This window comes from Microcoleus sp. PH2017_28_MFU_U_A, assembly GCF_020738035.1.
In the GTDB taxonomy this organism is placed as follows: domain Bacteria; phylum Cyanobacteriota; class Cyanobacteriia; order Cyanobacteriales; family Microcoleaceae; genus Microcoleus.
Map to the genome: position 1 here is coordinate 32,850 of NZ_JAEQCX010000041.1, position 26,114 is coordinate 58,963.

27 protein-coding genes, 1 tRNA gene and 1 other RNA gene are annotated in these 26,114 nt (G+C 47.4%); 10 read left to right on the forward strand and 19 right to left on the reverse strand.

Features of this window, described 5'->3' with window-relative positions; translation table 11 throughout:
* Nucleotides 1-55: 55 nt before the first annotated feature.
* The 6 genes from JGK14_RS09035 (at nt 56) to JGK14_RS09060 (ending at nt 4,639) form a co-directional block, all read left to right on the forward strand.
* On the forward strand, nt 56-1,846 hold the full coding sequence (locus JGK14_RS09035) for an N-acetylmuramoyl-L-alanine amidase (RefSeq protein ID WP_293212408.1): 1,791 nt from the start codon (nt 56-58) through the stop codon (nt 1,844-1,846).
* 208 nt (nt 1,847-2,054) lie between these two features.
* Complete coding sequence (murI, locus tag JGK14_RS09040; protein WP_293184665.1) at nt 2,055-2,915, forward strand: glutamate racemase; 861 nt, start codon at nt 2,055-2,057, stop codon at nt 2,913-2,915.
* Nucleotides 2,916-3,242: 327 nt separating this feature from the next.
* Complete coding sequence (locus JGK14_RS09045) at nt 3,243-3,797, forward strand: NYN domain-containing protein (protein ID WP_293245856.1); 555 nt, start codon at nt 3,243-3,245, stop codon at nt 3,795-3,797.
* Nucleotides 3,798-3,905: 108 nt separating this feature from the next.
* Nucleotides 3,906-3,977 (forward strand) — tRNA-Asn (locus tag JGK14_RS09050).
* Between the two features lie 102 nt (nt 3,978-4,079).
* The gene (locus JGK14_RS09055; protein ID WP_325314977.1) at nt 4,080-4,310 is read left to right on the forward strand and encodes a DUF433 domain-containing protein; all 231 of its coding nucleotides are present in this window, start codon (nt 4,080-4,082) and stop codon (nt 4,308-4,310) included.
* Complete coding sequence (locus tag JGK14_RS09060; RefSeq protein WP_325314978.1) at nt 4,307-4,639, forward strand: DUF5615 family PIN-like protein; 333 nt, start codon at nt 4,307-4,309, stop codon at nt 4,637-4,639. Before JGK14_RS09055 ends, JGK14_RS09060 begins: the two co-directional genes overlap by 4 nt.
* 7 nt (nt 4,640-4,646) lie before the next feature.
* On the opposite strand, the gene JGK14_RS09065 is transcribed toward JGK14_RS09060, so the two are convergent.
* The 6 genes from JGK14_RS09065 to JGK14_RS34035 all read right to left on the reverse strand — a co-directional run bounded on the left by JGK14_RS09065 (nt 4,647) and on the right by JGK14_RS34035 (nt 10,473).
* The gene (locus JGK14_RS09065; protein ID WP_325314979.1) at nt 4,647-6,110 is read right to left on the reverse strand and encodes a PIN-like domain-containing protein; all 1,464 of its coding nucleotides are present in this window, start codon (nt 6,108-6,110) and stop codon (nt 4,647-4,649) included.
* Between the two features lie 162 nt (nt 6,111-6,272).
* Nucleotides 6,273-7,478 carry a glycosyltransferase family 2 protein gene (locus JGK14_RS09070; RefSeq protein ID WP_293230287.1) on the reverse strand — a complete coding sequence of 402 codons (1,206 nt, stop codon included), beginning with the start codon at nt 7,476-7,478 and terminating at the stop codon, nt 6,273-6,275.
* A gap of 220 nt (nt 7,479-7,698) precedes the next feature.
* The gene (gene cbiE, locus JGK14_RS09075) at nt 7,699-9,012 is read right to left on the reverse strand and encodes a precorrin-6y C5,15-methyltransferase (decarboxylating) subunit CbiE (RefSeq protein ID WP_325314980.1); all 1,314 of its coding nucleotides are present in this window, start codon (nt 9,010-9,012) and stop codon (nt 7,699-7,701) included.
* A gap of 243 nt (nt 9,013-9,255) precedes the next feature.
* Nucleotides 9,256-9,411: a hypothetical protein gene (locus tag JGK14_RS09080; protein ID WP_293184683.1), complete on the reverse strand. Its 156-nt coding sequence runs from the start codon at nt 9,409-9,411 to the stop codon at nt 9,256-9,258.
* Nucleotides 9,408-10,148: a DUF1868 domain-containing protein gene (locus JGK14_RS09085; RefSeq protein WP_293184776.1), complete on the reverse strand. Its 741-nt coding sequence runs from the start codon at nt 10,146-10,148 to the stop codon at nt 9,408-9,410. Before JGK14_RS09085 ends, JGK14_RS09080 begins: the two co-directional genes overlap by 4 nt.
* A gap of 34 nt (nt 10,149-10,182) precedes the next feature.
* Complete coding sequence (locus tag JGK14_RS34035) at nt 10,183-10,473, reverse strand: zinc ribbon domain-containing protein (RefSeq protein WP_442921442.1); 291 nt, start codon at nt 10,471-10,473, stop codon at nt 10,183-10,185.
* Nucleotides 10,474-10,692: 219 nt separating this feature from the next.
* On the opposite strand from JGK14_RS34035, the gene holA reads away from it, so the two are divergent.
* Both holA and JGK14_RS09095 read left to right on the forward strand, forming a co-directional pair.
* Complete coding sequence (holA, locus tag JGK14_RS09090) at nt 10,693-11,670, forward strand: DNA polymerase III subunit delta (RefSeq protein ID WP_293207014.1); 978 nt, start codon at nt 10,693-10,695, stop codon at nt 11,668-11,670.
* A gap of 374 nt (nt 11,671-12,044) precedes the next feature.
* Nucleotides 12,045-13,094, forward strand: a complete 1,050-nt coding sequence (locus tag JGK14_RS09095; RefSeq protein ID WP_293184689.1) for a hypothetical protein — start codon at nt 12,045-12,047, stop codon at nt 13,092-13,094.
* Nucleotides 13,095-13,854: 760 nt separating this feature from the next.
* Here JGK14_RS09095 and JGK14_RS09100 read toward each other — a convergent pair.
* From JGK14_RS09100 to JGK14_RS09145, 10 genes are all read right to left on the reverse strand, one after another.
* Nucleotides 13,855-16,113, reverse strand: coding sequence for a sensor domain-containing diguanylate cyclase (locus tag JGK14_RS09100; RefSeq protein WP_325314981.1), 2,259 nt, complete (start codon nt 16,111-16,113; stop codon nt 13,855-13,857).
* On the reverse strand, nt 16,110-16,718 hold the full coding sequence (locus tag JGK14_RS09105) for a chemotaxis protein CheC (protein WP_293148579.1): 609 nt from the start codon (nt 16,716-16,718) through the stop codon (nt 16,110-16,112). Before JGK14_RS09105 ends, JGK14_RS09100 begins: the two co-directional genes overlap by 4 nt.
* Nucleotides 16,715-17,092 carry a response regulator gene (locus tag JGK14_RS09110; protein WP_293184695.1) on the reverse strand — a complete coding sequence of 126 codons (378 nt, stop codon included), beginning with the start codon at nt 17,090-17,092 and terminating at the stop codon, nt 16,715-16,717. The genes JGK14_RS09105 and JGK14_RS09110 overlap by 4 nt, the downstream gene beginning before the upstream one ends.
* Before the next feature lie 238 nt (nt 17,093-17,330).
* Nucleotides 17,331-17,861: a tetratricopeptide repeat protein gene (locus JGK14_RS09115; protein WP_293184697.1), complete on the reverse strand. Its 531-nt coding sequence runs from the start codon at nt 17,859-17,861 to the stop codon at nt 17,331-17,333.
* 268 nt (nt 17,862-18,129) lie between these two features.
* Nucleotides 18,130-18,486 (reverse strand): 50S ribosomal protein L20, encoded by a 357-nt coding sequence (rplT, locus tag JGK14_RS09120; protein ID WP_293148587.1) that lies wholly within the window; start codon nt 18,484-18,486, stop codon nt 18,130-18,132.
* 20 nt (nt 18,487-18,506) lie between these two features.
* Nucleotides 18,507-18,704 carry a 50S ribosomal protein L35 gene (rpmI, locus tag JGK14_RS09125; RefSeq protein WP_293126590.1) on the reverse strand — a complete coding sequence of 66 codons (198 nt, stop codon included), beginning with the start codon at nt 18,702-18,704 and terminating at the stop codon, nt 18,507-18,509.
* Nucleotides 18,705-18,739: 35 nt separating this feature from the next.
* On the reverse strand, nt 18,740-19,570 hold the full coding sequence (locus JGK14_RS09130) for a glutathione S-transferase family protein (protein WP_325314982.1): 831 nt from the start codon (nt 19,568-19,570) through the stop codon (nt 18,740-18,742).
* Nucleotides 19,571-19,691: 121 nt separating this feature from the next.
* Nucleotides 19,692-20,117, reverse strand: coding sequence for an acyl-CoA thioesterase (locus tag JGK14_RS09135; RefSeq protein ID WP_293184703.1), 426 nt, complete (start codon nt 20,115-20,117; stop codon nt 19,692-19,694).
* 141 nt (nt 20,118-20,258) lie between these two features.
* The gene (locus JGK14_RS09140; protein ID WP_293184706.1) at nt 20,259-20,846 is read right to left on the reverse strand and encodes a TetR/AcrR family transcriptional regulator; all 588 of its coding nucleotides are present in this window, start codon (nt 20,844-20,846) and stop codon (nt 20,259-20,261) included.
* A 111-nt stretch (nt 20,847-20,957) separates the two neighbouring features.
* On the reverse strand, nt 20,958-21,560 hold the full coding sequence (locus JGK14_RS09145; protein ID WP_293184708.1) for a hypothetical protein: 603 nt from the start codon (nt 21,558-21,560) through the stop codon (nt 20,958-20,960).
* Nucleotides 21,561-21,619: 59 nt separating this feature from the next.
* Here JGK14_RS09145 and JGK14_RS09150 point away from each other — a divergent pair, with 59 nt between their 5' ends.
* Nucleotides 21,620-22,222 (forward strand): hypothetical protein, encoded by a 603-nt coding sequence (locus JGK14_RS09150; protein WP_293190545.1) that lies wholly within the window; start codon nt 21,620-21,622, stop codon nt 22,220-22,222.
* A gap of 72 nt (nt 22,223-22,294) precedes the next feature.
* On the opposite strand, the gene JGK14_RS09155 is transcribed toward JGK14_RS09150, so the two are convergent.
* The 3 genes from JGK14_RS09155 to JGK14_RS09165 all read right to left on the reverse strand — a co-directional run bounded on the left by JGK14_RS09155 (nt 22,295) and on the right by JGK14_RS09165 (nt 24,287).
* Nucleotides 22,295-22,423 carry a hypothetical protein gene (locus JGK14_RS09155; RefSeq protein WP_293184713.1) on the reverse strand — a complete coding sequence of 43 codons (129 nt, stop codon included), beginning with the start codon at nt 22,421-22,423 and terminating at the stop codon, nt 22,295-22,297.
* A gap of 29 nt (nt 22,424-22,452) precedes the next feature.
* A non-coding RNA gene (gene ssrS, locus JGK14_RS09160) (6S RNA) lies at nt 22,453-22,640 on the reverse strand.
* 327 nt (nt 22,641-22,967) lie between these two features.
* Nucleotides 22,968-24,287, reverse strand: a complete 1,320-nt coding sequence (locus JGK14_RS09165) for a 5-(carboxyamino)imidazole ribonucleotide synthase (RefSeq protein ID WP_293184715.1) — start codon at nt 24,285-24,287, stop codon at nt 22,968-22,970.
* A gap of 339 nt (nt 24,288-24,626) precedes the next feature.
* Between JGK14_RS09165 and purD the strand changes: the two genes are divergently transcribed.
* Nucleotides 24,627-26,018, forward strand: coding sequence for a phosphoribosylamine--glycine ligase (gene purD, locus JGK14_RS09170; protein WP_325314983.1), 1,392 nt, complete (start codon nt 24,627-24,629; stop codon nt 26,016-26,018).
* The last annotated feature ends 96 nt before the right edge of the window (nt 26,019-26,114 follow it).

Below are 26,114 nucleotides of genomic sequence, written 5' to 3' on the forward strand. Positions count from 1 at the left end.
GGCAAGCAGCACCCTTCCAGCTTTTAGCAGTAACGCAAACGAGGAAAAAACTGTCGTGAAATTCCACTGGCTACTACCAAGTTTCTTAAGTGTATTTTTGCTCGCCGGAGCCGCCGAAGCAGCTAGACTGCAATCTTGGCGGTTTGATGCTTCAGAGAACCGGCTCTACATTAGAACAGAGGGGGGAGTCCAACCCAAGGCTCAACTGATTTTCAACCCCACGCGATTGGTAATCGACTTACCGGGGACGAGTCTGGGCAGTCCCTCGGTCAACAAACCGCTGTCAGGGGCGATCGAATCTGTGCGAGTAGGACAGTTTGACGACGATACCACCAGAATAGTCGTCGAACTCAAAGACGGGTTTACTCTAGACCCCCAGCAAGTAAAATTTCGGGGCATTTCTGCCAGCGAGTGGACAGTAGATTTGCCCGCACCAGTACGCGGAGGAACTCAAAATTCGATCTCAGAACCCGGGGGAGAAAGATTATCGGTTGAACCTTCAGCAAGGGAAACCCAATCTGCTGAAGCGACTGTAGTTCAGAACGTTCAGGTGACGGCGGACGGTTTTTTGATCCGTACTGCCGGTGGCAACCCCCAAATTAATTTTCAACAAAGTCGAGCCGGGGACATCGCCACCCTCGATATTGAAGGAGCTACTTTAGCTGCGGGCGCGGGCGGCCAACAGCCTCAAACTAACGGCAAGCACGGAGTTGACAAGATTGAAGTCCGGCAATTGCCAACAGATCCGCCCGTTACCCGCGTAACTTTGCGGATGAAGAGTTCTAATACTCAGTGGCGCGCTTCTGTCGGCAATTCTGGCTCGGTTGTGCTATCGCCAGGAGGCACGAGTCCGCCAATCCTGACGCGCTCCCAACCCCTAACTGTTGGGAGACCAGCTCAAGGAAGTTTAGCGAGAGTTCAGTCCATTGATTTAGCGAGTAACGGCACGCAATTCGTGGTGAGAACTGACCGCCAAGTGTCCTATACCAGCGGGTGGGATCAATCATCGAAAGCTTACTGGATTCGGCTTGCTTCTAGTTCCCTGGCGGGGCAAATTCCTCAGCTCGATGGCAACAGTCCTGTATCGTTTACCGCCAGCCAGGAAGACGCGGAGACTGTGGTGATTTGGGTGCAGCCGCGATCGGGGGTACAGGTAGGCAGGGTGACGAGACCTAACCCGCAGATGCTGTCTTTGCAGTTGCGATCGAGTGCTAGCGCGCAGTCACCTTTGACTCGCGATCCAAATCCGCAGCCGTTGCCGCCGAGAAGCAGTATAGGAGCGGGTGATTTGCCCCAAGGTTCTAACCGTCGTTTCGTAGTGGCGATCGATCCTGGCCACGGCGGCCGCGATCCGGGTGCCGTCGGGATTGGGGGCATTCAGGAGAAGGAAATTGTTTTAGATATCTCATATCAGGTGGCAAGGCTGCTAGAACAGCAGGGCGTGCAAGCCGTAATGACTCGGACTGACGACAGCGAAATTGACCTAGAACCGAGAGTTTCTTTAGCATCACGGGTGAATGCTACTTTGTTTGTCAGCATTCACGCCAACGCGATTAACATGAGTCGCCCGGATATTAGCGGGATTGAGACTTATTATTTCGATAGCGGGGAAGATTTAGCCCGGGTGATTCACGCCAGTATTTTGGATGGGACGGGGGCGAAAGACCGTCGGGTGCGGCAGGCGAGATTTTATGTTTTGAGGAAGAGTGCTATGCCTTCTGTGTTGCTGGAAGTCGGTTTTGTCACAGGTGCTGAGGATGCTGCTAAACTTTCCGATCCAGCTTACCGGAGTCAAATGGCGGCTTCGATCGCTCGTGGCATTTTATATTATCTTCAACAAAGATAATGGGCGGTTGACAGTTGACAGTGGACAGTTGACAGTGGACAGTTGACAGTTGATTAATGTTATTGGTTATTTGTTATTAGCCACAGAAAACGATTAACAAATGACAACAGACAACTGCTTTCCTGTCAACTGCTTTCCTGCTTTCCTGCCAACAGTTAACAGACAACAGACAACAGACAACAGACAACAGACAACTAACTATTAACAAATGACAACAGACTCCAGACAACAAAGAATCGGTATATTTGACAGTGGCGTGGGCGGTTTGACTGTTTTGACGCAGTTATACAAACAATTGCCCAACGAATCAATACTTTATTTTGGAGATACGGCGAGACTGCCTTACGGCACTCGGGCGGCGTCGGAAATTGTGCATTTTGTCCGCGAAATTATGGCCTGGCTGGTGGAACAGGATGTGAAAATGGTCATTATGGCCTGCAACACCAGTTCTGCTTTGGCGATGGAGATGGTGCAGGCTGAGTTTGATATTCCGGTGCTGGGAGTAATTCTGCCGGGGGCCCAGGCTGCGGTGCAGCAAGGCAAGCGGATCGGGGTGATCGCAACTCCTGCTACGGCTGCTAGCAATGCCTATCGAAATGCGATTTTGGAAATGGATGATTCTTGTCGGGTATGGCAGGTTAGCTGTCCGGCTTTTGTGCCTCTGGTGGAGCAAAACCGGATTCACGATCCTTATACTTCTGAGGTGGCTCGGGAATATTTGGCTCCTTTGATTCAGCAGCGAATTGATACGCTGATTTACGGTTGCACTCATTATCCCCTGTTGGCTCCCGTGTTGCGATCGCTCTTGCCTGCTGGGGTGAATTTAATCGATCCTGCGGTGCGCGTGGTGGCTGCTGCTGCCCGAGAATTGGAGGTTTTAGGGCTGCGAAATTCGGGTGCTGCGCTGCCGACTCGTTTTTGCGTGAGTGGCGCCCCGCAGCAGTTTGCGGACTTGTCGGTGCAGTGGCTGGGCTGTACTCCTGCGGTGGAGAAAATATCTCTGCCGACGGTTGTCCGTAGCGAAGCGGGGCGTAAGCCATCGCCCGTATCCGTGGAATCTGTCGAGTAAGCGGAAAAATTTATCGATCGCGCGCTAGCAAAGCTTGCAGAAGACGATCGCACAAATCCCACACCAATTTCCCACAGGAATGCAACTGCAAGCAAACTCCAAACCCTTATGTGACAAGTCATTCCCCATTCTTTAATCTTCAATACGAAAATCAAAAATCGAAAATCGTATCACCCCCCACATCCCAAGCTTTTCGGGATTTGGGGGGTTTAATTATTGCGATCGGAGGTAGCAATCAATCATCAATCTGTAATAAGATTTAACAAAAGCTTTGATGAACAATGCAAATAACGTCCTCTATCTGCTGGAGCTCTTCAGCCTTGAACCATGTCACCCTATATATCGCAAGCAGTGTTACTTGTAGACGGCTATAACATGATTGGACTTTGGCCTCGACTCCGAGAGAAGCGCGATCGCGACGAACTCGAAACAGCCCGCCGCGAGTTGATTGAGGTTTTAGTTAACTACAGCGCCGTTCAAGATTTTGAGGCCAGACTGGTGTTTGACGCTCACTATCGAGATACTCCGAGCGTTAAAGAAATTATTACTAAAAATTTATCAGTGCACTACACTGACTTCGGTCAGACGGCAGATACTTATATTGAAAAGTCTTGTGCTAGTTTGCGCTACGAGTTGCGATCGGTCAAAGGCAAAGGGCGGATGATTGTCGCCACCTCAGACCGAGCGCAGCAATTGACCGTAGTCGGCTACGGTGCCGAATGGATGTCCGCCGAACAACTAGCCGCTGACGTAGAATCCACCGCCCGCCGCAGCGAGCGCCAGCACAAATCCCGCAAACAAAACTCCAGTCGTTTTCTGTCGAATTCCCTCGATCCTGAATCGCAGCAGCGCCTCGCCAGAATGAGAATGGGGCTGCATTAGCTGCTGGAACCCGCTTTCTGTACGATCAAAAAAAAGTTTGTCAAAGGCCTTGCCAAATCCTCTAAGTTCAGCTACTATTAGTAAATGTGGGTGACAAAAACCACGCAATCCTCGGTAGCTCAGTGGCAGAGCGATCGGCTGTTAACCGATTGGTCGTAGGTTCAAATCCTACCCGGGGAGTTATTAAAAGTCTGAAGTTGGAAATTTCCAACTTCAGACTTTTTTATTTTTATTTTTCTATATATTTTTCTATAATGTAGATGCAAACACTTTACCTTTATCATGAGCTATCGCGACATCATCACCATAGAGCCAGATAAGCGAGGTGGTAAGCCCTGCATTCGTCGGATGCGAATTACGGTTTACGATGTTCTTGGCTGGCTGGCTTCTGGAATGTCTATTACTGAGATTATTGACGACTTCCCAGAACTTACAGAAACAGATATTAGAGCCTGTCTAGAGTTTGTTGCCGATCGCGATCATCGTTTAGTTGCTTCGGTGAGTGTCGCTTGAAACTACTATTCGATCAAAATCTGAGCCGAAAATTAGTTACTCGCTTGGCTGATATTTTCCCTAACGCTAGCCATGTTCAGTTGCATGGGCTAGCAGAGAAAACAGATACAGAAATCTGGGATTTCGCTAAGTTGAACGATTTCTGTATTGTGACTCAAGATGCAGACTTTACGGAAAGAAGTCGGCTGTATAGTTCTCCCCCGAAAGTAGTGTGGTTGAGATGTGGAAATGCGCCCACCAATCAAGTTGAAACTCTAATTCGTTCTGGACAAGAAGCAATTCAAGAACTTTTAAGTAATTCTAACCTTCACTGCTTAGAGCTTCATTGATTCAAGGTTAGTCCTGCTCAGTATCCTCTTGAGGTCGATTGAGTATTGGCGAAGTGGTTGGCTCATTATTGCTTGCTGGTGTATCAATTTCTTGTAATTTTCCATTTTCTGGAGAGCTTGTTGTTATAGTTTCTGAAATTAGTTTTTGTATGCGTGGATTTAGCTGAAATGTGCTATTGTCTTGAAGCACCTTCATCCGCTCTTGAGCTTGATGTAGGGCAGAGCTAGGCACCTTAATCTGCTCGATCAATTGTTGTAGAGCGCTGGGCTTGACAATATAATTGACTGCCTTAATCTGCTCGTCGATCAATTGTTGTAGAGCGCTGGGCTTGACAATATAATCGACTACCTTAATCTGCTCGATCAATTGTTGTAGAGCGCTGGGCTTGACAATATAATCGACTACCTTAATCTGCTCGTAGATCAATTGTTGTAGAGCGCTGGGCTTGACAATATAATCGACTGCCTTAATCTGCTCGATCCATTGTTGTACAGAGTTGGGTTTGACAATTTGATCGACAGCTTGTCTTAAAGTGTCGTTATCCTGCTCATCAACGAACTGAATATCAGCAATCGCATTCGTTTCTTCGATAGATCTTGGGTCAATTTCAACCATTAATTGCTTCTTAGCTTCTGGAAGAAAATCTTGAGTTTGATACATCCAAAATGGCTGTTGTACATACTCTTGAAATTCGCGCCTCAGCTCTGGATGCGGAGAAATTATTTTCCCATTTTTCTTGCTCCACCAATCTTCTTTCTTTTCTCCAGTTATAAAAATAATTGGTCGAGATTCTTTTTTGGCAAATTCTAATATTTGCTTCCACAATATAAAGTCTCCATACTTCCGTTCATCCTCCTTTGTTTTAGCATCAATAAAACCAGGAGGCTTAGATATTTTATATCTATCTTCACCTTCTTTGTATAAATTTGGCAATTTTTGCTCGTCAAATGGTTGTCCTACTTTTGAATCAAACAATGAAAGAAGTTTGTTTAGAATGCTGTCTTCACCTGAATTCAGTGAAGAATGATCGCTCTTAATTTTTTCTATCTTTTCTCGGAAAATTTTCTCGACATTATCAACTGCATCAAGATAGTTCTTCTGTTCGGAAAATAAGCATTCTACCTCAGCAGCTACTATCCTTCCTATTTGGCCGAGATTACCCTTAAGACTATTAAAGCTCTTTTGTTCTGCTTTCCATTTTTCAAGCGCCGATAGAGCTTTTTGAAAAGATGCTGATTCAGCATCAATAATCTCTTCTCTGCGCCTAGAAAATTCATCTGCTACTTGGTAAGGCAGCCAAATTCGGTTCTGAATTTGTTGTAGTATGTCTAGAAAATTCTCTGCCGTAGAATGCGATACTCGATATAAGTCTAGGAGGAAATTTGTATCAAAAACAAAAGTAGCATTCTCCCACAGGTTTGACAAATCCGCCTCAGATAGGGGAAATCTCCAAAAGAATAATTTTTTCATGTGCTTTTAATTTATGTATCAATTATTATTCAGTATATCAAATTATTTCAAATCTAGGATCGCAAAATAAATTACAGTCGTCATCCTAAGGTGCGTCAGGAACAAGAGTTTCGAGTTGCATCAACTATTTGGCTGACGCAACCTACCGAATACTACCCCATACTAAACATCGCGTTCTGTACGCACCCATTTAGTTTGCCGTTTCAGGATAAAACCCAGATACAAAGGGATTTTCCACAGGATGTAAAAAGGAACAGACAATAGAGTTGCGCCGGAAATGTCGGCACGCCCAAATTTTGCCCAAGCGCTGACAATTGAAACTAAAATTAGCAATCCTTGTACTCCTAATAATATGGCGGGAATCGCGGATGCTCCGATAATTGCTGCTAGTATTGAGGCGACAAAAGCGGCTAGCCAGATAGCAACTAAAAGGGATAGGGGAGGGACGGCTAAGTCGAGGGCGATCGCCATTAAGTCAAAACGCTGTTGCTCGATCGAAGCTGTCGCCAGCCTGGGAGTTTGAGTTAGCAAGGTTTGTAAGTGTCCGTGTTCCCATCTGGTTCTTTGAGTTTTAGCTACTTGTTCCTGCTGCGGCAAACATCCGGTGACTCGGGCTTCGGGGCAGAATACCGTTGGATGTCCGGCGATCGCCAAATCCAAGCTCATTTGCATATCTTCGACGATATTGCTGCTGGCTAAGGGAACATCTCGAATGATTAACCACGGAAAAGCCATGCCCGTACCTGTTAGCAATGACGGGAATCCTAACTGTTTTAATCCGCTCGGCCGGACTAGGTTTTTCACTAGAAATGCTAAGGCAGAAATCGAATCTTTTGGGGTAGGATTGGGCGGCTGTTCCATTAAATATGTTGCTTGGACTGGCCTTTGTTCTGCCATTGCCACCCGGGCTAATTTGTCGATCGCGTCCGGCTGACAAATGCAGTCGGCGTCAACCATGATGATCACTTCTGGGGGGTCTGAGGCGATCGCAGTCAAGCCGAAATCTAGGGCGTATCCCTTCCCCTTGCGTTCTGTGTCGTGGCGCTCGATCGCGCTTGCACCGCTGTTACGGGCGATTTCTGCTGTGGCGTCGGTGCAGTTGTCAGCAATCACTAACAGCCGGTCTTGAGGTGTTAGCTGTGGCAATATAGTGGAGATGGTGGCGGCTATTCCTGCTGCTTCGTTGTAGGCGGGAATTAAAACTGCTACTTTGGGGCGGGGTTCTTCAGTTTCCGCTGTAGTGCCAAAGCTGGACAGGAAAGCTGCACAGCATTCTAGGAATAGAACTGCAACCGGAATTAGAACGATCAGGGCGATCGCCGAGAGTACAACATCAACAAATAGGAACCCTAGCTGATTTATTTGCACAATTCTAGTACCTTAATTTAATTTAATTTGCTGCGGTCATTGAGTTGATTTAATCAATTTGCACCCTGGTCTACTCAGCGAGCAAACCTATTATCTAAGCTATCATAATATCATGTCCTGAAAAATCACCATTATTAGGTGCGAGCCTTCGAGAAGACGGGATATTATGCAGCGATTCATCTGCGTTCATCTGCGTTCATCTGCGGTTAAAATTCTAGAATTAATTCAAATGTCGATCGATCGTCACAATCGAAATTGGATTCAACGCATCAAAACGAGTCAAACTGCCCCCAGACACAGAACGCGATAACTGCACCTGCACGATGCGGTAACTCCAGTGCGGTTCCCGGCGCACCCGATCGCCAATCCAGCTTAAAACAGTAGCAATATCCTCAAAAACATCCAAAGCTAGGACGATCGACCCTCCAGCGAGCAGCCGCAGAGCGCAAACGCCCAAAATTTTAGTCAACCCTCCACCGCTACCACCGATAAAAATCCGGTGCGGCGGACGCAAGCGGTGCAAGATTTCCGGGGCGGTTCCGTGAATCGAAAACACATTTTGCAACTCAAAACGGCGACAATTGAGTTCGATCGCAGAAGTGCCAGAAACCGTTTGTTCGATCGCGTATACTTCGGACTGCGGGAATAAACGAGCAATCTCGATCGAGACAGAACCGTTACCAGCACCCACATCCCAGACAACTTGTTCGGGTTGCAAAGCCAATTGTGCCAGTACCAACACCCGCACTTCCCGTTCAACCGTCAAACCAGGCCTGTCGCCACAACCGATAAAAGCTGCATCGGGAATGCCCAACAAAGGCAACTTTCCCAAATCCAAAGCTTCTGTCGGCGGGGAGTACCGCAGCATCACCACCACGCTCAGAAGTGCAAAATCCTCTCCCAGCAAAGCTTCCAGAGACTTGTAACCCACGCGCTCTTCGGCGGAACCCAAATTTTCGCCAACCCAAAACTGGTAGCGTGTGGGCAAATCCAGAGCTTTCACCAAACTTGCGATCGCCGCCGGAGTGCGAGTTTCGTCTGCGAGTACCGCAATTTTCTCAACACCCAGCTTGAGTTTTGCCGTCAGTTCCTCAAAAAAACGTCCCTGGGAACCCACAAAATGAGCATCCTGCCAAGGGATGTGCAAGCGGTTAAAGGCCAACTGCACGCAGCTTGCATGGGGGTGAAAAGTCAATTTATCCGGCGGCAGTTGGGAAATGAGCAACTTTCCCCAGCCGTGGAACAGCGGGTCTCCGGCAACTAAAATTACAATCAGTTGATGCGAGGGGGTGGAGGGGGGCGAAAAAGTCCCTGCATCTGGCTCTAAATTCGCATCTACGGCCAACCAACGCCGAATTTCCAGAATTGCTTCGGTTAAATCTTCCAACGCCCAGCGCTCGCAGGATTGCTCGGGAAAATAGCTCAAATGCCGATCGCTCCCGATGAGCAGAGCGGCCATTTCTACAACCTGCCGCGCCGATTCGCTCAGCCCAGCAGCTCCATCTAAACCAATACCAACAACGTGTACAGTCACTTTTGCATTAAAAATTAAAAAACCAGAATTACTGATTTTTCCTGGTTTCTCATGAATTTTTTGCTTGATTTTGTTGTCAAGTCAGAATAATTAAAGCATTTTATAAGCAGTATTTTGAAGGTTGGGACAGAGGAGAGGGGGAGAGGGGGAGAGGGGGGAGAGGAGGAGAGGGGGAGAGGGGGAAGAATTGGGAGAGGGGGAGAGGGAAGAGGGGGAAGAATTGGGAAAATCTTCCTTGATTCCTCATAATTCTGGCTTGTATCGGTTAAATTCCGTACTTTGCTCGTTGCCGAACTTCGCTCGAACCTCTTTCTTCCTTCTTCCCTCTTCCTTCCTTCTTCCCTCTTCCTTCCTTCTTCCCTCTTCCCTCTTCCTTCTTCCTTCTTCCTTCGTGGTCAAAACTCAAAAACAGGCCAATCCGGTTGCCGCACGTAGCTAGTCATATCGTCAAACTTCCGCAGTTCGGCTTTGTGCACCCACAGATCCTGGGGCGTGTCGAGCCATTGGTCGTTTAACTCAGCCATCAGGGCAGAAAAATGAGCGCGGTCTAGGTTCGGCCCGGTGTCCCCAAAATAAGCCAGAGTAATGTGTGCCGTAAAATGATATTGCTGTTCAATTCCCAAGGCAATTAAATCGGGATTTTGATAGATCGATCGACGAAACTCCAGAATTTGCTTGTAAGAGTTTTCGTCCGTCGGTGCCAAACAGACACCTACAGCCCTAGTCATCACCATCAACCCCAGCACCGTCCAGCGTATGGGAGAGCCGCCCGCCAAGGGTTTGCAGGCCGCAAAACCATCTTTCATGCGCCCGCGCAGTTGACCCTCAAATTCTGGATTTTTCTCAGAGGCATCTCGAAAAGCGCTGCTCCAAATCAGATCGGCGACGGTTAAATGGAAGCTATCAGGAGGCAGTGCTACGATCGCACCGTCCGCGATTTCCTGCAATAGCCGTTGTTGGACTGAGTGTAAATTAGTATAAAGTGCAGTATTGTCTGCATCTTCCCCCGCAGGTGGCGTAATCACCGAATAACCCGGAAAAGGTACAGGAGTTCTGTGACCGGCTTCATCAGGCTTAAATTTTGGAGATTCCTGAATGTGTTCCACCTGGGACTTGTAGGAGTCCAGCAGCGTCATTCGCGCCACCCGATTTACGTAAGCTTGATAAGTATCATCCAATCTTGATTTCCTCGCGGTGAAATACTGCCACACCAAATTTTATATTATGGTGCGGGCTTTCAACAGATACATTTAACCCGGCAAATCCAGGACTAAGCCTGATACTACCGTGTATGGCAATACAGAAAAAGCTGCAAGCTCTCCTGTCAAGGAGGTATCTCTCAAAGCTTTCAACAGGATATTGAAAGCGCCATTTGAATTTATGTCCACACTTTGAACAGGTTTTTGATGTGTATTCTTCCGTTATGCCTACTACAAAACTGCCATTTAACAGCAGCTTGATGCTTCAACATTTGCTGGAAATGATAATGACTCAAAGTGACCATGGTCTTAGCTGTTTTAGTCGCTAAAGCATTTTTTTCTCAATCTACACTACCAGCTTTTACCTAATTATTCAAGAAGTTTCTAGAAAATCATTTACTTTGTATCAAGAGTCTGATTCAGGATATGTTGGACTTCGGGATCGTGCAAATCTGATTTTTTGGGCTGCTGAACTTGAAATATGCCAATTTACCTGTTTTGGGGGGAAGACGACTTTGCGATCGCGCAAGCAGTCACAAGTTTGCGCTCCTCTGTCCTCGATCCCAACTGGGCTAGTTTTAACTATGACAAGATTGTTGCCGATCGACCCGACGCTGTGGTTGAAGGACTCGATCGAGCTTTAACGCCACCCTTCGGCACCGGCAGCCGTTTTGTCTGGCTGGCAAATACGACTGTAACGCAGCAGTGCTCTGCGGAACTTTTAGCCCAATTGGAACGGACGCTGCCAGTAATTTCCCCTAGTACCGTATTGCTGCTGACATCTGTCAAAAAACCCGACAGCCGGCTCAAATCTACCAAGTTAATCGCCAAGTCCGCCGAATTCCGAGAATTTTCACCGATTCCGCCTTGGAATGAAAAAGAGTTAGCCCAGCGGGTGCGCCAAGTCGCCGGCGAAATGAATGTCAAATTGACCGCCACGGCGATCGAACTTTTAGCCGAATCCATCGGTAGCGATACGCGCGGGCTATACAGCGAACTCGAAAAATTGCTGCTGTTTGCCGGCAATCGCAGTCAACCTCTCAACCCCGAGGAAGTTGCTGCACTGGTGCACTGTAACGCCCAGAATACCTTCCAGCTAGCCGATGCGATTCGCGAGGGCAAGACTTCCGCTGCTTTAGAGTTATTGGCGGGCTTAACGGCTCAGAGCGAACCTGGTTTGAGGATTGTGGCGGGCTTGACTGGTAAGTTTCGGATTTGGCTGTGGGTGAAGGCAATGATCCAAGCGGGCGATCGCGATGATAAAATTGCTCAAGCTCTAGACCTCGGCAATCCGAAACGAATATACTATTTTCGCCAAGAAGTCAAGAACGCCAGCTTAGAAAAACTACAAAAAAGTTTGCCTTTGCTGCTAGAGTTAGAAGCTTCTTTAAAGCGGGGCCGGGAAGAAGTCTCAACCCTGCAAACCAAAGTAATAGAACTTTCTAGCTTGTTTCGGTGAGGAGAGACAGCCCAGCAGGAGCGGGCCGTGACTTTCAGTCAGTTGACAGTTGACAGTTGACAGTTGACAGTTTGAGGGCGACCTCTACCTGGAAGGAAAAGGATTGGAGTAATGAATAGGCTTCTTTTAATTTCTCCCGATCGGGCGGGCGGGCTTTAAACCAATTCTTTCTGGTAAATTTTTACAACAAATTGCGCGATCGGATATATGCTGGATATCCGATCGCGCGCAAAAATCTCAATAGCTACGAGAAATAATCTCAGAATGCCACAGTAGAAGTTAATGTGGTAAATAAATATTGTCCGCCGCCGAACGCCGATCGATTAATATTATTTGCCGGCTCTCCACCCCCCCCAAAAAAAAGAGCGCTACCCATGACACAACAGAACCTGCGGGAACTTCTGAAGCAGGGCGATCCAAAAGCGATCGCATCTAGCATCAACCGTACACTCAAACCCAAAGGCATCAACGCCGATGTGACGCGGGACAACGGCTGCCTCCACATAACTCTGGAGTCAGGCAAAGTACCGAGTCAAATGGCATTGGTGGATTTCATCCGCAGCGGGATGACGAATTTGGGAGTCGAATCAATTCACACTGTCAAAGTTTACGGGCGTCGCACAGGTGACGGCTCCCCTGCGTGGGAAGATGAAATAGATCTGATGCCAGCAGATCCAATGCTTTATGCCTCGGATACTGGAATGCCTGACGACTCTGTAGGTTTAGATGATGTCGAACCCGATGGCGAAGACTATTATCAAGAGGGACAATTCGATCCAGATGACGACGAGGAAGACGACGAGGAAGACGAAGACGAAGATGTAGCCCCCCCTCCGAAAAAACAATTCCCAAAATGGGCAATACCTGTGGGTATCTTAGTGCCTTTGGGGGCGATCGCAGCGCTTTACTTGACTGGAAATTTCCCCTTCGGTGGCGGCTCGAACCCTGAACCGAGCGCCCCCGAAGCAGCTTCGCCCTCCCCCAAAAAAGCCACATCTCCTGCGTCTAAAGCCACATCTCCATCTCCCAGCGCATCTGGCGAGGCCCCACAGGCAGCATCTCCTCCTGCACCAAAAGCCGCTCCCACTAATGCTGCTACGCCCGCGAGCCCTGTTCCCAAACCTCCTGCGCCCAAGGCAGCATCTCCTGCGCCAAAAGCAGCATCTCCTGCACCAAAAGCCGCCGCGCCTAAGCCTGACTCTTGGAGGGAAGGCGTTAACAACGCTCAGAAGGCGGCAGTTTTGGCACAGACGGCTCAATCTCAAGCAGAGTGGATTGCGGTAGCAAGCGAATGGCAGAAAGCGGTTCAGCTTATGAGAGCCGTGCCGTCAACTAGCCCCAACCATTCAAAGGCTCAGCAAAAAGCGGCAGAGTACCAGGCAAATCTGATTGTTGCCAACCGCAGGGCGGCGGCAGCACCTTAATAGTTTTGAGTTTTAAGTTGAATACTTGATGTGCTAAAAAGTCAAAAGTCAAAAGTCAAAAGTAAAAAATCTTGTTTTTACTGAAAGCTTTATTACTTTTGACTTTTTTGAATTTTACTCATATCGAGTCCGGTCGCACCGTCCTGGCTATAATGGCGGTGTGGTGAAGAGCGTGCGATCGTACAATTATGGTCAAGCGTCTGGTTGTTGAACCACATCTTTCAGTAGAAGAAGTTGAAGGCAACTACGGTTAGGAATCCGACCCGATCGATCTCACTTGGTACCATACTATCTGGCTGGAACGCTATAAGATTGGTAGCCAAAAAGGTACTATTTCATCGCTGTCAAGACTTAATTCCTGGTTTAACTTTCTTTAATTGGTGGCATTGTTCTATTGCTAATTGCGATCGAAGCCTACCATACAAGTTTGGTAGCAGCGGACTTGATATTAAACTTTAATCTATACTGGGAGCATTCTCGGTCAAACAAGTGATAAAGTCAGTAAAATTGTCAGAAAAAACTGATTGTATTTGAGACTTTTTCTTGCCAAAGCTGGTTCCAAAATGCTAGAATAAAAATGTCTCCGGTGTTGAAGTTATAGCGGTAAAAAAAAGAATGTAACTGTAGGCAAGCTCGAAAGCCTGATAGTGATAAGTCATTCTAAAATATTTAATTTAAAATATTTAATCTAAAATATTTAATGGTATTAGTGCCGGATTCGGGTCAGTGTCTATTCCGAATTCACAAATATTGGCAGAAGTCAAGCGCTTGTGGGTGAGGGGAAATTAGTATTGGGTAGGGAAAAGTCAACCGGGCGCACGGGAGGGGCTGTGCCGTTGGTTTTGGCTGTGGGAGGGTCTGGTTGGTAAACTTGGATGCGATCGCGCCCGAGATCTTTGGCTTGGTACAGCGCTGCGTCGGCTGCGTCAATCAATATCGAGGCTGGGGATTTAGATGCAGGAACCGTACTCGCTGCTGCGTCGGCTGCGTCGATCACCATAGAGGCTTCGGATTCAGAGATAGGAACCATAGTCGCTATCCCCAGACTGACAGTGACGTAGTTGCTCACCTGAGAACCAGCGTGAGGAATCTGTAAAGCTGCGATTTTGAGCTGTATGTGTTCGGCTACCAGCTCGGCCCCTTCACTCGCCGTATTCGGCAAAATAACGGCAAATTCTTCGCCTCCGTAGCGAGCTACTAAATCGGCAGGGCGATTAATTGCTTTGCCGATCGCCTGGGCGACTTGCCGCAAACACTCGTCTCCCTTTGGATGTCCGTAGGTATCGTTATAAGTTTTAAAAGAATCAATATCGCACAAAATTAGGGACAGAGGTGTTTGTTCCCGCGCTTGTCGGCGCCACTCCCTGTCTAAATACTGATCGAACCGACGGCGGTTTGCTAGCTGCGTGAGTTCGTCTAAAGTTGCTAAACGCTCTAACTTGAGGTTGGCTGCTTGCAACTGCTGGTAGAGTTCTGCTTGTTTGATCGCGATCGCCAACTGAGTGGCCAGAGAAGACAATAACTCGACTTCCAACTGCATCCACTGTCGGGGACTGCACTGGTGAGCCATCAGCAGTCCCCACAATTCCTCCCCTTGCACTAGCGGTACCACCAAATAAGCTCTGACTTCAAATTGTGCGAGCAAGTCAATTTGAGCGTGCGGCAAATCGGCGGCGGAGACATCCGCGATCGGTCGGATCGCCCGATGTTGGTAGGCTTCAAGATAGAACTCGTCAAAACAGAAATTTTCCAGGGTTTCTCCCAGCATCGGCCGACAGTTGAGTGCTACAGATTCCACTGTCACCGCCCCCGTCGGGGGTGTGGCGCAGTGACTGCCCGTGCATGGGTTAAAGCGGACGATCATCACTCGATCGGCCTGAAGGAACTGGCGCACTTCTGTCACTGTCGTGCTGAGCACTTCGCCCAAATCTAGAGACTGGCGGATGTGCTGAGTAATCGTCGCCATCAGCAGTTCCCGTTCGTTTTGTTGTCGCAGCGCCTCTTCTGCCTGCTTGTACTCGGTAATATCTTGAGCAGTGCCGAAAATTTGTTTGGGCTTCCCCTCTGCTGTGCGGGCGAACACTTGATCGCGGCAGCGAAAGTGGCGCCATTCGCCCGATCGGTGTTGGAGCCGATAGTCCAACTCCAAAATATGCCCGTCTGCGACTGAGGGAAATTTTTGCAGGTGGGCGGATAGCCTCGGCAAATCTTCTGGGTACACCAAACTGGAATACAAAGCTGTTTGCATCTGTAAAATTTCTTGGGGAGTGTAGCCTAGCAGCTTAGAAGCTTGACCGTTGACATAGACGTTGCGCTGTTCGGTCAAGTCGTAAATGTAGAGTAAGTAAGGCGCCACATCGGCAATCTGCTGGATGAAATGCTGGCTCTCGCGCAATTCTGCTTCCACCCGCTGGCGCACTTCCACTTCTTCCAAAGCTTGATCTCGCATCGTGCGGTAAGCTTGGATGCGGTGGGTGAGGTCGGTTACGTCTTGTATTACCAACAGGGCGTAAAACGATTGGCAGTTTGGTGGGATAAAGCCGTAAGGCGAAATTGAATCCCGAAAGTTTGACGGCAATGCGACACCAACAGAATCTCCTTGTCGCACCATACTATCTGGTTCCAACTCCACAGTCGATCGAATCAAGTTGGGAATATTCAGTTCTGCAACGCCCGGTGAAAGTGCAGGGACAGCCGTCACAGTAGTTTGCTGGATGCGCTGCTGGCCCTCTTGCCAAGTTGCCGGAATCAGGTGCTTGTGAATTTGAGAAGAAAAAATTGTTGGCGGGCCTCCTGCAAAGATTTGCTGGAAGCGATTTGCGTACTTGAGCTGGCTCAGGTGAGGAAAATGAGTTGTGATCTTGGTTCCCAACATTTGCTCGCGCCCAATTTTCGTCCAGTCTTCCAGACAGGCATTCCAAAACAGCACCACAAAATCATCTCGCAGCAGGCAGGCGCCGACTGGTACACTGTCGAGAACTCCAAACTTTTCCTCAATAGTTTTGCTCTCCTCGATCATAGACCCCCGGCAAGTTGATTGATCGCAGCCAACAAGGCGTCAAAGGAACTGACATTGAAAATGAGGATGATATCTCCTTCAATGTGAAGCCTTTCAATAATGAAACGGGTTTGGGCTAATAAAACCACTGTATCAGCAGCCAAACCGCCAGATGTGAGCAAAGTCGCGATCGTCCCTTCCGTGTAATTGGGAATTGAGTAGTTCAGGCGCTGCTGAAGTACGTTGCTGATTGCACCCATGACCCCGTTGATTACAATATTTCCTACTTCACTCAGCGTACCAATTTTGACCGAATCCAGGTCGTGAGTTCCAGCTTCTTCCCCAGTCAGCATGGTCACGAGCGTGGCCGCACTGTTGGTGGGAAAGACTAGCTGGGCAATGCCTCCAAAGGAACCAGTAAATTTGAGCTGGACGGCGGAAATTTGTTCGCCGTTGAGGTGCTGCTCTAATTCTGTTTGCACGTCGGCTGGAGACAGGATTTGGAGGTAGGGAATTTGCAAGCGAATGGGAGATTCGATCATGTCGTTCAAAATCCCTGCTGCTTGACCGATCCCGATGTTGACGAGTTCCTGCAAAGCATCGAGCTGTCGAGCGCTTAATTTCATGGGGCGCTCTCCTCGCTGGCACTGAGAGCTTTTTTGATCCACCCGATTAGTTCGTCTGAGTTGGGCATTTTGTGAATTACTGCCAGGGCTCCGAGTTCCATGCATTCGGATTTGGTGGTTGCTTGAATATCTGCGGTAATGACGATGACTGGAATGTTATATCCTCGATCGCGCATGGCTTGCAGGACTTCGCGACCTTCCATTTCTGGCATCAGCAAATCTAAGAGCATACAGTTTGGGGTCTTAGCGGCCAGAAGTTCCAGAGCTTCCGGGCCGCTCGATGCTTCCCAAGTCTCGTATCCTTCTGCTCGCAGGATTTTGCAGATCACCCTGCGAGTCAACCACGAATCTTCGACAACGAGAATTGATGTCACTACGTTCTCCTCCTTCAATTGTTTAGGACTGACCGATGTTGCAGGCACTGCTTCGATCTTGACAGTAGTTTAAACTGTTGGGATCGCCTGCGATCGCTCGCATTAGGTGAATTCCTGTTCTTAAAAACTAACGCATTAAGGTGTTCGATAGTCTAGTCTCTTTGATTATGGGAAGAAAAAACCCGGTTTCTGAATGAAACCAGGTTTGCGGGATCTGTATTGCTCGTAACACCGGCCCTCAATTATAGATTACCAAACGCTTCCTGAGGGACTCTACTCGCTTTTTAGCAGTGGCATTTTCTGGATCGCAGGTGAGAGCTTGTTCGTACATTTCCAAGGCTTGAGCTGTTAATTTCTTGCGCTCATAGGCGTGACCGAGATTGTTGAGAGATGTAACGTAGTCGGGCTGCAACTTCAGGGCTTCTTTGTACTGACGGATCGCGATGTCGTACTGTTCTTGGCCGAAGTGGGCAAAACCTAGGGCGTTGTAAAGAAATGCTAGATCTTCTTCGCCTGCTAATTCTTGGCTTTTCAGAGCTTTTTGAAATAGTACGATCGCCTGGGAGTAAAGTTTCTTATCTACATAGATACTGCCTAACTCGTAGTATTCCTGTGCTGTTCCTTTTTCTATGGTCAGCTTATTTTCTAAGCGTTCCAAGGACATTTCCAGCTTCCGAGTTTTGAAAATCTGGCGCACAACAAACCAGGAAGTGCTACCGAGTATAGCCAGCAAAACTGACAGGTAAACAATCAGCAAATTACTATCCATGTTTTTTTATGTTAGTTGGTTTGTGGAAGGTTTTATTTATTTTAATCCGCTAGCAATCTGTGAGATTTGCCTTGGCAACTATATAAAAACACGAAAATGGCGATCGACTAGCCCGATCGCGATTTCTGAAAAATCAAGAATCCAGAAGTAAGAACAAAGAAGGAAAATGAGTCTCAACCTCCTAGATTTATCAGGAGTTTTCCTTCTCTGGCAGATAGCTAAATCTTTCCTACTTCTGCTTTCTTCTGTCTGAAAACTATTCAAGCTTTCACGATCCGGCTCGATTTGCCATTTCCACGACTTTACCGAATGTTGCGGGGTCAATGATTGCCATTTGTGCCAGCATTTTGCGGTTGATTTCGATATTGGCTTTCTTCATGTTGCCGATCAGTCTGCTGTAGCTCGTGCCGTGTTGGCGCGATGCAGCATTGATCCGAGCAATCCACAGGCGGCGGAAATCGCGTTTGCGTTTTTTGCGATCGCGATAACCATTTCGCAGGGCTTGCATCACCCGTTGGTTAGCTGTGCGGAACTGTTTGGACTGTGCCCCGCGGAAACCCTTGGCTAATTTGAGAATTTTTTTGCGGCGCGCTCTGGCGACATTACCGCGTTTTACCCGTGTCATCTTTGAATTTCCGTTAAACTTTACAAGTATGGAAGCATTAACCGCACGTTACCATCATTGGTCTCATCGATGACGACCAGCTTAGAGAGACGGCTTTTGCGAGCTGAACTTTTGTGTGAAAGCAAGTGGCTTTTGTAAGCTTTGCGGCGCACAATTTTTCCGCTGCCGGTCGCTCTAAAGCGCTTTGCGGCTGCTTTGCGAGTTTTGAGTTTTGGCATGGAGTGGTGTTATTTGGACACAAGCTTCAACTGTATCACGTTTCTGCTACTTTCTGCAAGCTGGATTTGCGACGATCGGGATGGGATGACTGAACTCGGCGCTGATCGCGATACAAGCGGAGGGCGTAAACTCCGGCGGCAGTTGACTGCAATTCTTTAATTACTGCTGCCATTTCGATCGGCAATTCTTCAATTTTCGCTACCGAAACCGGATGTTCCGACGGCAGCAAAACCGGAGCCGCCAGCGCTGCAAAAGTTATGTCGGCTGCGGATATTGTATCGCCTACTAAATAGGTTTTGCCACCTGCTAATCTTCGATCGACAATCTCAAAAATTTCTTTGATTCCTTGCAGCGAACTGGCGGCGGAATCTGCTGTTATGTTGTAGACTTGCCGCACTTTGGCGCTAATCAACGGAAAGGCTATTTCAAACCCTATTCGCTCAAGTACGGGGGTACTGTTGCACCAAGCTCTTCGCATTGTTTTGCGATCGCCCGATCGATAAAAATATCCCCAATTTCGAGTATCTGCTCCCAGTTTAGCATCAAATAACTCTTCAAGTTCTTCGACTTCTTGGCGCATTTCTACATTTGTCGGATACAAATACTGACCTGATGAACTGATTGTATCGAGGTAATGCAAAATATCTGTTGAATCTGTAAAATTGCCAGATTTGGTAACTAAAACAGGAACGCTGCTACCTCCGTTTTTGCTGGTGGCCGATCGGTGAAAAGGTGGTACGTGTCTTTCTTCAATGTAGGGAATTTTTAGCAAGTCAAGGGCCCACCGCACTTTTTCGCAGTAGTGACTGATGGGGATGGTGATGAGGCGGATAACTTCGGTATTGGCAATTGTTGAATGATTCATAAAGTAATTGAGATTTGTAAATATTTGCAGTTTGGTATTGGTATTATTTCGGACGATCGGCGTAAAATTTAAGGACTAAACTCCTGACTACAAAAAGTATTTTGTGTGAAAATTTATCGATTTACTGTTGAGCCAAATATGCTTGAGAAAACTCAGATGGAATCGGCACTGGTTTGCGAGTTGATAGTTCAATAAAACAACCAGATTGTTGGGCGATAGCAGCGACTTTCCCAGCTACAATTATTTCAGCATCCATCATCCACTTCAGCGATTTCATTTTACTCATCCAAATTTTCCCAGTTGGTTTATCGAAAATATTAATCGGCTGCTTGTATTCAATTGCTGTTTTCACCAGCATTGGAGCCACACCATTTTCTAGCATTTTCTGTACTGGAAAATAAGCATCAGCAAGTGCGATTCGCAAGTCTTCCAACCAGCGGATATAAACAATATTGCTAACGATTCCCGCAAAGTCGATATCGTAAGTTTGTACGGGAAAGCTTAATTCTATTTCCAAAGGTCTTTTCTGTTCGCTGGATGCTTGCATTTTGGGTACTCTCAGTCTATTTTTAATAATTGAAAAACTGCCTCGATTGGGGAGGAAAATTGGAGGCAGAGCCTAGTAACGAGGAGAAATTGCTCTCTTGAGACCGAAAGGTCTGTTTGATAACAAAAAAATTATTCGGTTCTAAAGTTGACTGTCGAGATATCCGTGCAAATGCTCAATTGCTCTTTTGACATGAATTGCATCCCCATAAAGTTTACTCATCATCACGGCTCCTTCCAGGGTTGAAATCACAATAGTTGCGACTACATCGGCTTCGACATTTTCTCGAACTTCGCCTTTAGCAATTCCTTTGTTAATAATTTTGCAAATCAAAGCGCGCCAACCATCCATTGCTATTTGTACCCGCTGACGCAAAGCTGGATGAGCATCATCGCTTTCAACTGCTGTATTTAACAGGGGACAGCCGCCTGGAATTGGAGGATTTTCGGCAAACGTGCTAAATAAAGATATAACAGCTTTTAGCCGATCGACCGCATGACGTTTTCCTTTCAAAGCCCCGAGATATTGTCGGCGCATACATTCAGCCGCAAAGTCAAAAGCTTGCAGGGCTAACTCATCTTTGCTCTTGAAATGGTTGTAAATTCCTCCTTTTTGCAAGCCTGTAACGCGCATGATGTCAGACATAGAAGAACCTGAGTAGCCGTACTGATTGAACAGTGCTGCGGCTTCCCTGAGAATTTTTTCTCTGGTTTCTTGAGCTTTTGACATTTTGAGCGGTGCTGACAGACCTATCGGTCTTTTTTAGAGAATAGCAGAGCGAGCTGTGAATGGCAAGGGGCGATCGCAATTAATTTAAAATTCAACTTAAAGCCGATCGCCCTAACCATCCCGCACCATCCAAACCAACATCCCCAGCAAAGGTTCCACAGGCGGCACAGGATAGTCATTGAGGTCAATTGTCAGAGTTTTTGCCTCCAACTTCAAAAATCTCCAAGCAGTGCCACTACTGACACTTCCGTAGATTGTGCCGATCGCAATATTGTTGATTTCATTAAACTTTTGAGCTGCTACCATCTCGGCCGCGCACTGTCCCAATCCCATTTTTAAATCGGCTTTTTTCGCTTCAACAATCACAATTGCTGGTGCTTCGATTAATATTTGTTCGGGAGAACGACTAATTAAAAAATCGCAGATACCACTCAATCCCAACTCCGGCTCTACAGTAAAATCTTCTCCCGAAAATAGACTCACTTGCCGCTGTAAAATCTTGCGGACTTCGACTAAAATAGGACTAATAATCAGTTCTGATCGCGCTTTTTCAGAACCCGTCGCTGTAGCAAGCGGCAATCCTTCAATGAGGGATTCAGTTAAATATACACTAGGCTCGATGGGTTCGGTTGGTGGCAAAAATCTGCCTGCTTCTACGGTAGTTAAGCCGAAATCGCGTTTAGCTTTTCTGAGTGTGAATTCACTGTAGGGCATTGAAAGCACCATTTTTATTGATGTTAATATAGCATCTGATTAAATTTGAAATCAAAATCATGGCATACAGCGATTTTACACTGCGAAAGGTTAAGCAAAGCTTCGGATTGACCGCAGTTGAAGGCGGGCGTTTTTTGCCGGAAGTTGAGCCGATCGCACCCAGTGCTATTTTAGCAGGTTTGTTGGCAGATACAGTGCCTTGGGCGATCGCAGTAGGAACCGAAAAAGCTAAATCAGAACTAATTATCGCCCCCGCACTTTTGGAAGTCAAACGGTTGCTGAACCGCCAAATCAGCGTATTTTCCGGCACCGATTTCACCGTGGATACCGCAGCGGGATTAAACGGAGTTTGCGATTTTTTAATCAGTCGCTCTCCTGAGCAATTTGAGATAGAAGCACCTGCTGTTATGCTAGTAGAAGCGAAGCGAGATAACATTAACAGCGGTTTAGGACAGTGCATTGCTGAAATGGTGGCGGCTCAAAGATTTAATGAAATTAACAATAACCCAATTCCGATTATTTACGGTTCAGTAACTAGCGGCACTGCTTGGAGATTTATGAAGCTCGAAGGGCAAGTTGTGACTATTGATGTCAGTGATTATCCGTTTCCTCCTGTCGAGACAATTTTGTCGATGCTTGTCTGGATGGTACGGGAAGGTTGAGAAGAAGTCAGTAGTCAGTAGTCAGTAGTCAGTAGTCGGTAGTCAGTATTTATGTGTTATTTGCGATCGAAACTAATAATCATAGGACTTATGCAATTCCCAATTCCCAATTCCCAATTCCCAATTCCCAATTCCCAATTCCCAATTCCCAATTCCCAATTCCCAATTCCCAATTCCCAATAAAAAAAATAGGCCAGCCATATTAGCGCCTATCTCAATCAATATTTTAAGGGTTCACCGCAACGCCGTCTTACCTCAGCTTTTGACCTGGTATTTTACCAGGTGGGCACCGTTGGCTCGGACTTAAAGTTTCTGGGTACAAGCCCAGTTTACTGCTGTCCAAACATCTTGATTCCCGAGAGTTAAGAGTTATAGATCAAAAAAACATTATTGGCAGTCACCAACGTCGCAGTAGAACCTTTATGTGAACAAACCTGACTGTCAACTGAGTACAGTTAGACCGCAGGCTTCTTTTTCCTTTTTTTCAAAGGCTTTTTATAGTGAGGTAGTTCCACCCCCACTTGTTAATATAGTATCAGAGTATTTCCAGATCATCAAGGGGTATAAAAGAATAATTGTCGGTTTCGGTATCTACACCCGACGAGCCTTTCATCCCAAGGAGTAATTCCCAACGGGGTACTTCGCGCAGCAATTGAGATTAATCCCCTCTAAATATACCCTTAGACTTCCCGGCTGGTAGTTAACATACAGCAACTAACTCGATTTTGGCAACTCTTCGAGCAATTTAACTTCCATACCAGATAGATTCAATGGTTTGAGCGATCGCACTAGCCGACTTTCCTTCATTCTCCCCCAAGTCCCCGTCGAAGAGGACAGTAACGTGACCCAGTTTCCTGCCAGGGCGGGATACTTTCTTACCATACCAATGTACAAAAGCGCCGCTAATTTGTGCCAGTTGTTTTCGTTTCTCTAAATAATCTGACTCCGCAGACTCGTAGCCCAGCAAATTTACCATCACAGCACCTGCACATTTTAGATCGCAATTACCTAAAGGCAGTTGACAAACTGCGCGCAAATGCTGTTCAAATTGTGAAGTTTTGCAAGCATCGATTGTAAAGTGTCCCGAGTTGTGGGTGCGGGGAGCAATTTCATTGACTAACAGCTTATTGTCGGCGGTTAAAAATAATTCAATGCCGAATACGCCGACGGCTTCTAAGCTGTTGAGGAGAGTACGGGCGATCGCACAAGCTTCGGTTTGCACCTCTAAACTAATATCGGCGGGGGCAATCACTACACGACAAACCTGATTTTGCTGTTGAGTTTCCACGATCGGGTAAATCGCTATTTCACCAGTTGCCGATCGAGCTGCGATCGCAGCCAACTCGCGATCGAACGGCACAAACTCTTCTACCAGCAAAGACTGACCTTTAAGTGTAGCGCTAATTGACTCAAAACTCTCGCGATCCTTAACAATAAAAGTACCTTGGCCGTCGTAACCGTGGCGGCGAACTTTGACGACAAAGGGAAAATCTCTAGGCCCAGATTCCGAGTTTTGTTCTATCTGTGTGCTGTCGGAAACAGAAATTGCTAAATTGTCGATCGCAACTTCCCCGCACATAGGTTCATGCCCCACAGCCCCTGCTCCAATCTGCCTTCCCTGGGGTTCCTGCAACAAATCTAAATCCAAATCCGCCATACTATCTGGCGCCCAAAACCTGGGAGTTGGCAAACCCAACCTTTGTAAATAACAGCGCTGCACGTACTTATCCAACAAAGGAGAAAGCGACGACAAACTCGGCTGAAATAACACACCTTGCTGTTCTAGCGTTCGCAAACCATCCAAATCCACAAACTCATTTTCAAAAGTAATAACATCGCAGCCATCCGCCAAATAAGCCGTAGCCAAAACATCATCAACAGCCCCCAAAACAGCACCCACAGCAGCAGAAACTGCCGGGTCATCACCATTAGGAGTTTGGACTACCAATTCAATACCCAGCGCGCTAGCAGCTTCTCCCATCATCCAAGCTAGCTGACCGCCGCCGACAACGCCCACCCGCTTCAATTTGGCAGGCGAACTCGCAGCGGTTTGATTAGATTTCATGTGAGTAAAATTCCTGGTATCAACTTGTTTATTTTATCGCTATTTGTAGCCGAATGTATGAGAAATATTGAATATTTAAAAGCAATTTTTTTGGGCTAATTGCACGATTTAATCGAGGCAGAACCTAGAAAAAATCGACGGCGAAAGTCTTGAATTATTGCACGATCCCAGGATGCCGGCAAATAGCGATCGCTCCCCACTCCTCCAGAAAAGTGCCACATCTAGCAATTCACGATTCGCCAAGCATGGCATAATTGACAGCACTGCAAAAAGCAGATAGACAGGTGCAAACACTGAAAATGCGACATTCAGGGAACAAAATTTATAGGTGAGGATACTGTGAAAGTTTTGGTTGTGGGGAACGGAGGTCGCGAACACGCGATCGCAAAAAAACTGCTAGAATCTACGCGGATTAAACAAGTATTCTGCGTTCCGGGCAACGGCGGCACAGCTACCACAAAAGGCTGTCAAAATCTGTCGCTCAACATCGACGACTTCCAAGGCATAGAACGCTTTGTGATGGTGAACAACATCGGACTCGTCATCGTCGGCCCGGAATTGCCCCTATCGCTAGGCATCGTTGACTACTTCCAACAGCGAAAACTGATGATTTTCGGCCCCAACAAAGCCGGCGCCCAAATTGAATCCAGCAAATCCTGGGCCAAAGAATTGATGCTGGAAGCACAAATCCCAACACCCAAAGCTGCCGTATTTACAGGCGCAGAAGCAGCCAAAGCATATGTTGTGGAACAAGGAGTACCCATAGTCATCAAAGCAGACGGACTCGCCTCAGGCAAAGGAGTCACCGTTGCTACCACCGTCAAAATGGCTCACAGCGCCATCAACACCATTTTTAGAGGCGAATTCGGCACCGACAACCTCCGAGTCGTCGTCGAAGAATATGTAACCGGTCAAGAAGTCTCTATTCTCGCCCTCACCGACGGTATCACAGTAGAACCGCTGCTGGCAGCTCAAGACCACAAAGCCATTGGCGAAGGCGACAAGGGAGCCAATACCGGCGGTATGGGAGCCTACGCCCCAGCGCCAATTGTCTCGCCCAAACTAATGGACAGGATTCAAGCAGAAATTCTTGAACCTACCCTCGCTGCGCTACAAAAGCGCAACATCGATTACCGGGGCGTCCTCTACGCAGGTTTAATGATTACACCGAAAAGAGAACTTCAAGTCTTAGAATTCAACTGTCGTTTTGGAGATCCCGAAACTCAAGCGGTTTTGTCCCTCTTGGAAACTCCCCTGGAAGATTTGGTGTTTGCTTGTTGTCAGCAGCGTCTGGGTGAATATTCCAACATTCGCTGGAAATCCGGGGCTTCTGTTTGCGTGGTTTTAGCTTCTGGGGGCTATCCCGGAAATTATCAAAAAGGCAAAGTTATTACAGGTATCGAGGAAGCTGAAGCCAAAGGTGCAGAAGTGTTTCACGCCGGCACTCAGTTGAAGCAGCAGCAGTTGGTGAGCGAGGGCGGCCGCGTTTTGGGCGTCACGGCGGTTGCAGAAACTTTGGAACAAGCTATCTCTAAAGCTTATGCAGCAGTTGATTGCATCCAATTTGAAGGGGTTTACTGCCGCCGGGATATCGGCCTTCGGGCGCTGGCCCCTCAAAATGTCGAGCCAAGTGTCGAGCCCAGTGTCGAGCCAAGTGTCGAGCCCAGTGTCGAGCCCAGTGTCGAGCCCAGTGTCGAGCCCAGTGTCGAGCCCAGTGTCGATCGAAATTAGGAATTGCGGCCTGCTGTGGCCGCTGCTATCCGAAAGCTCGACACGCTGGGGATACTAGAACTCCCCCAAGCAGAAGATAGAATTAAAACCCCGGAG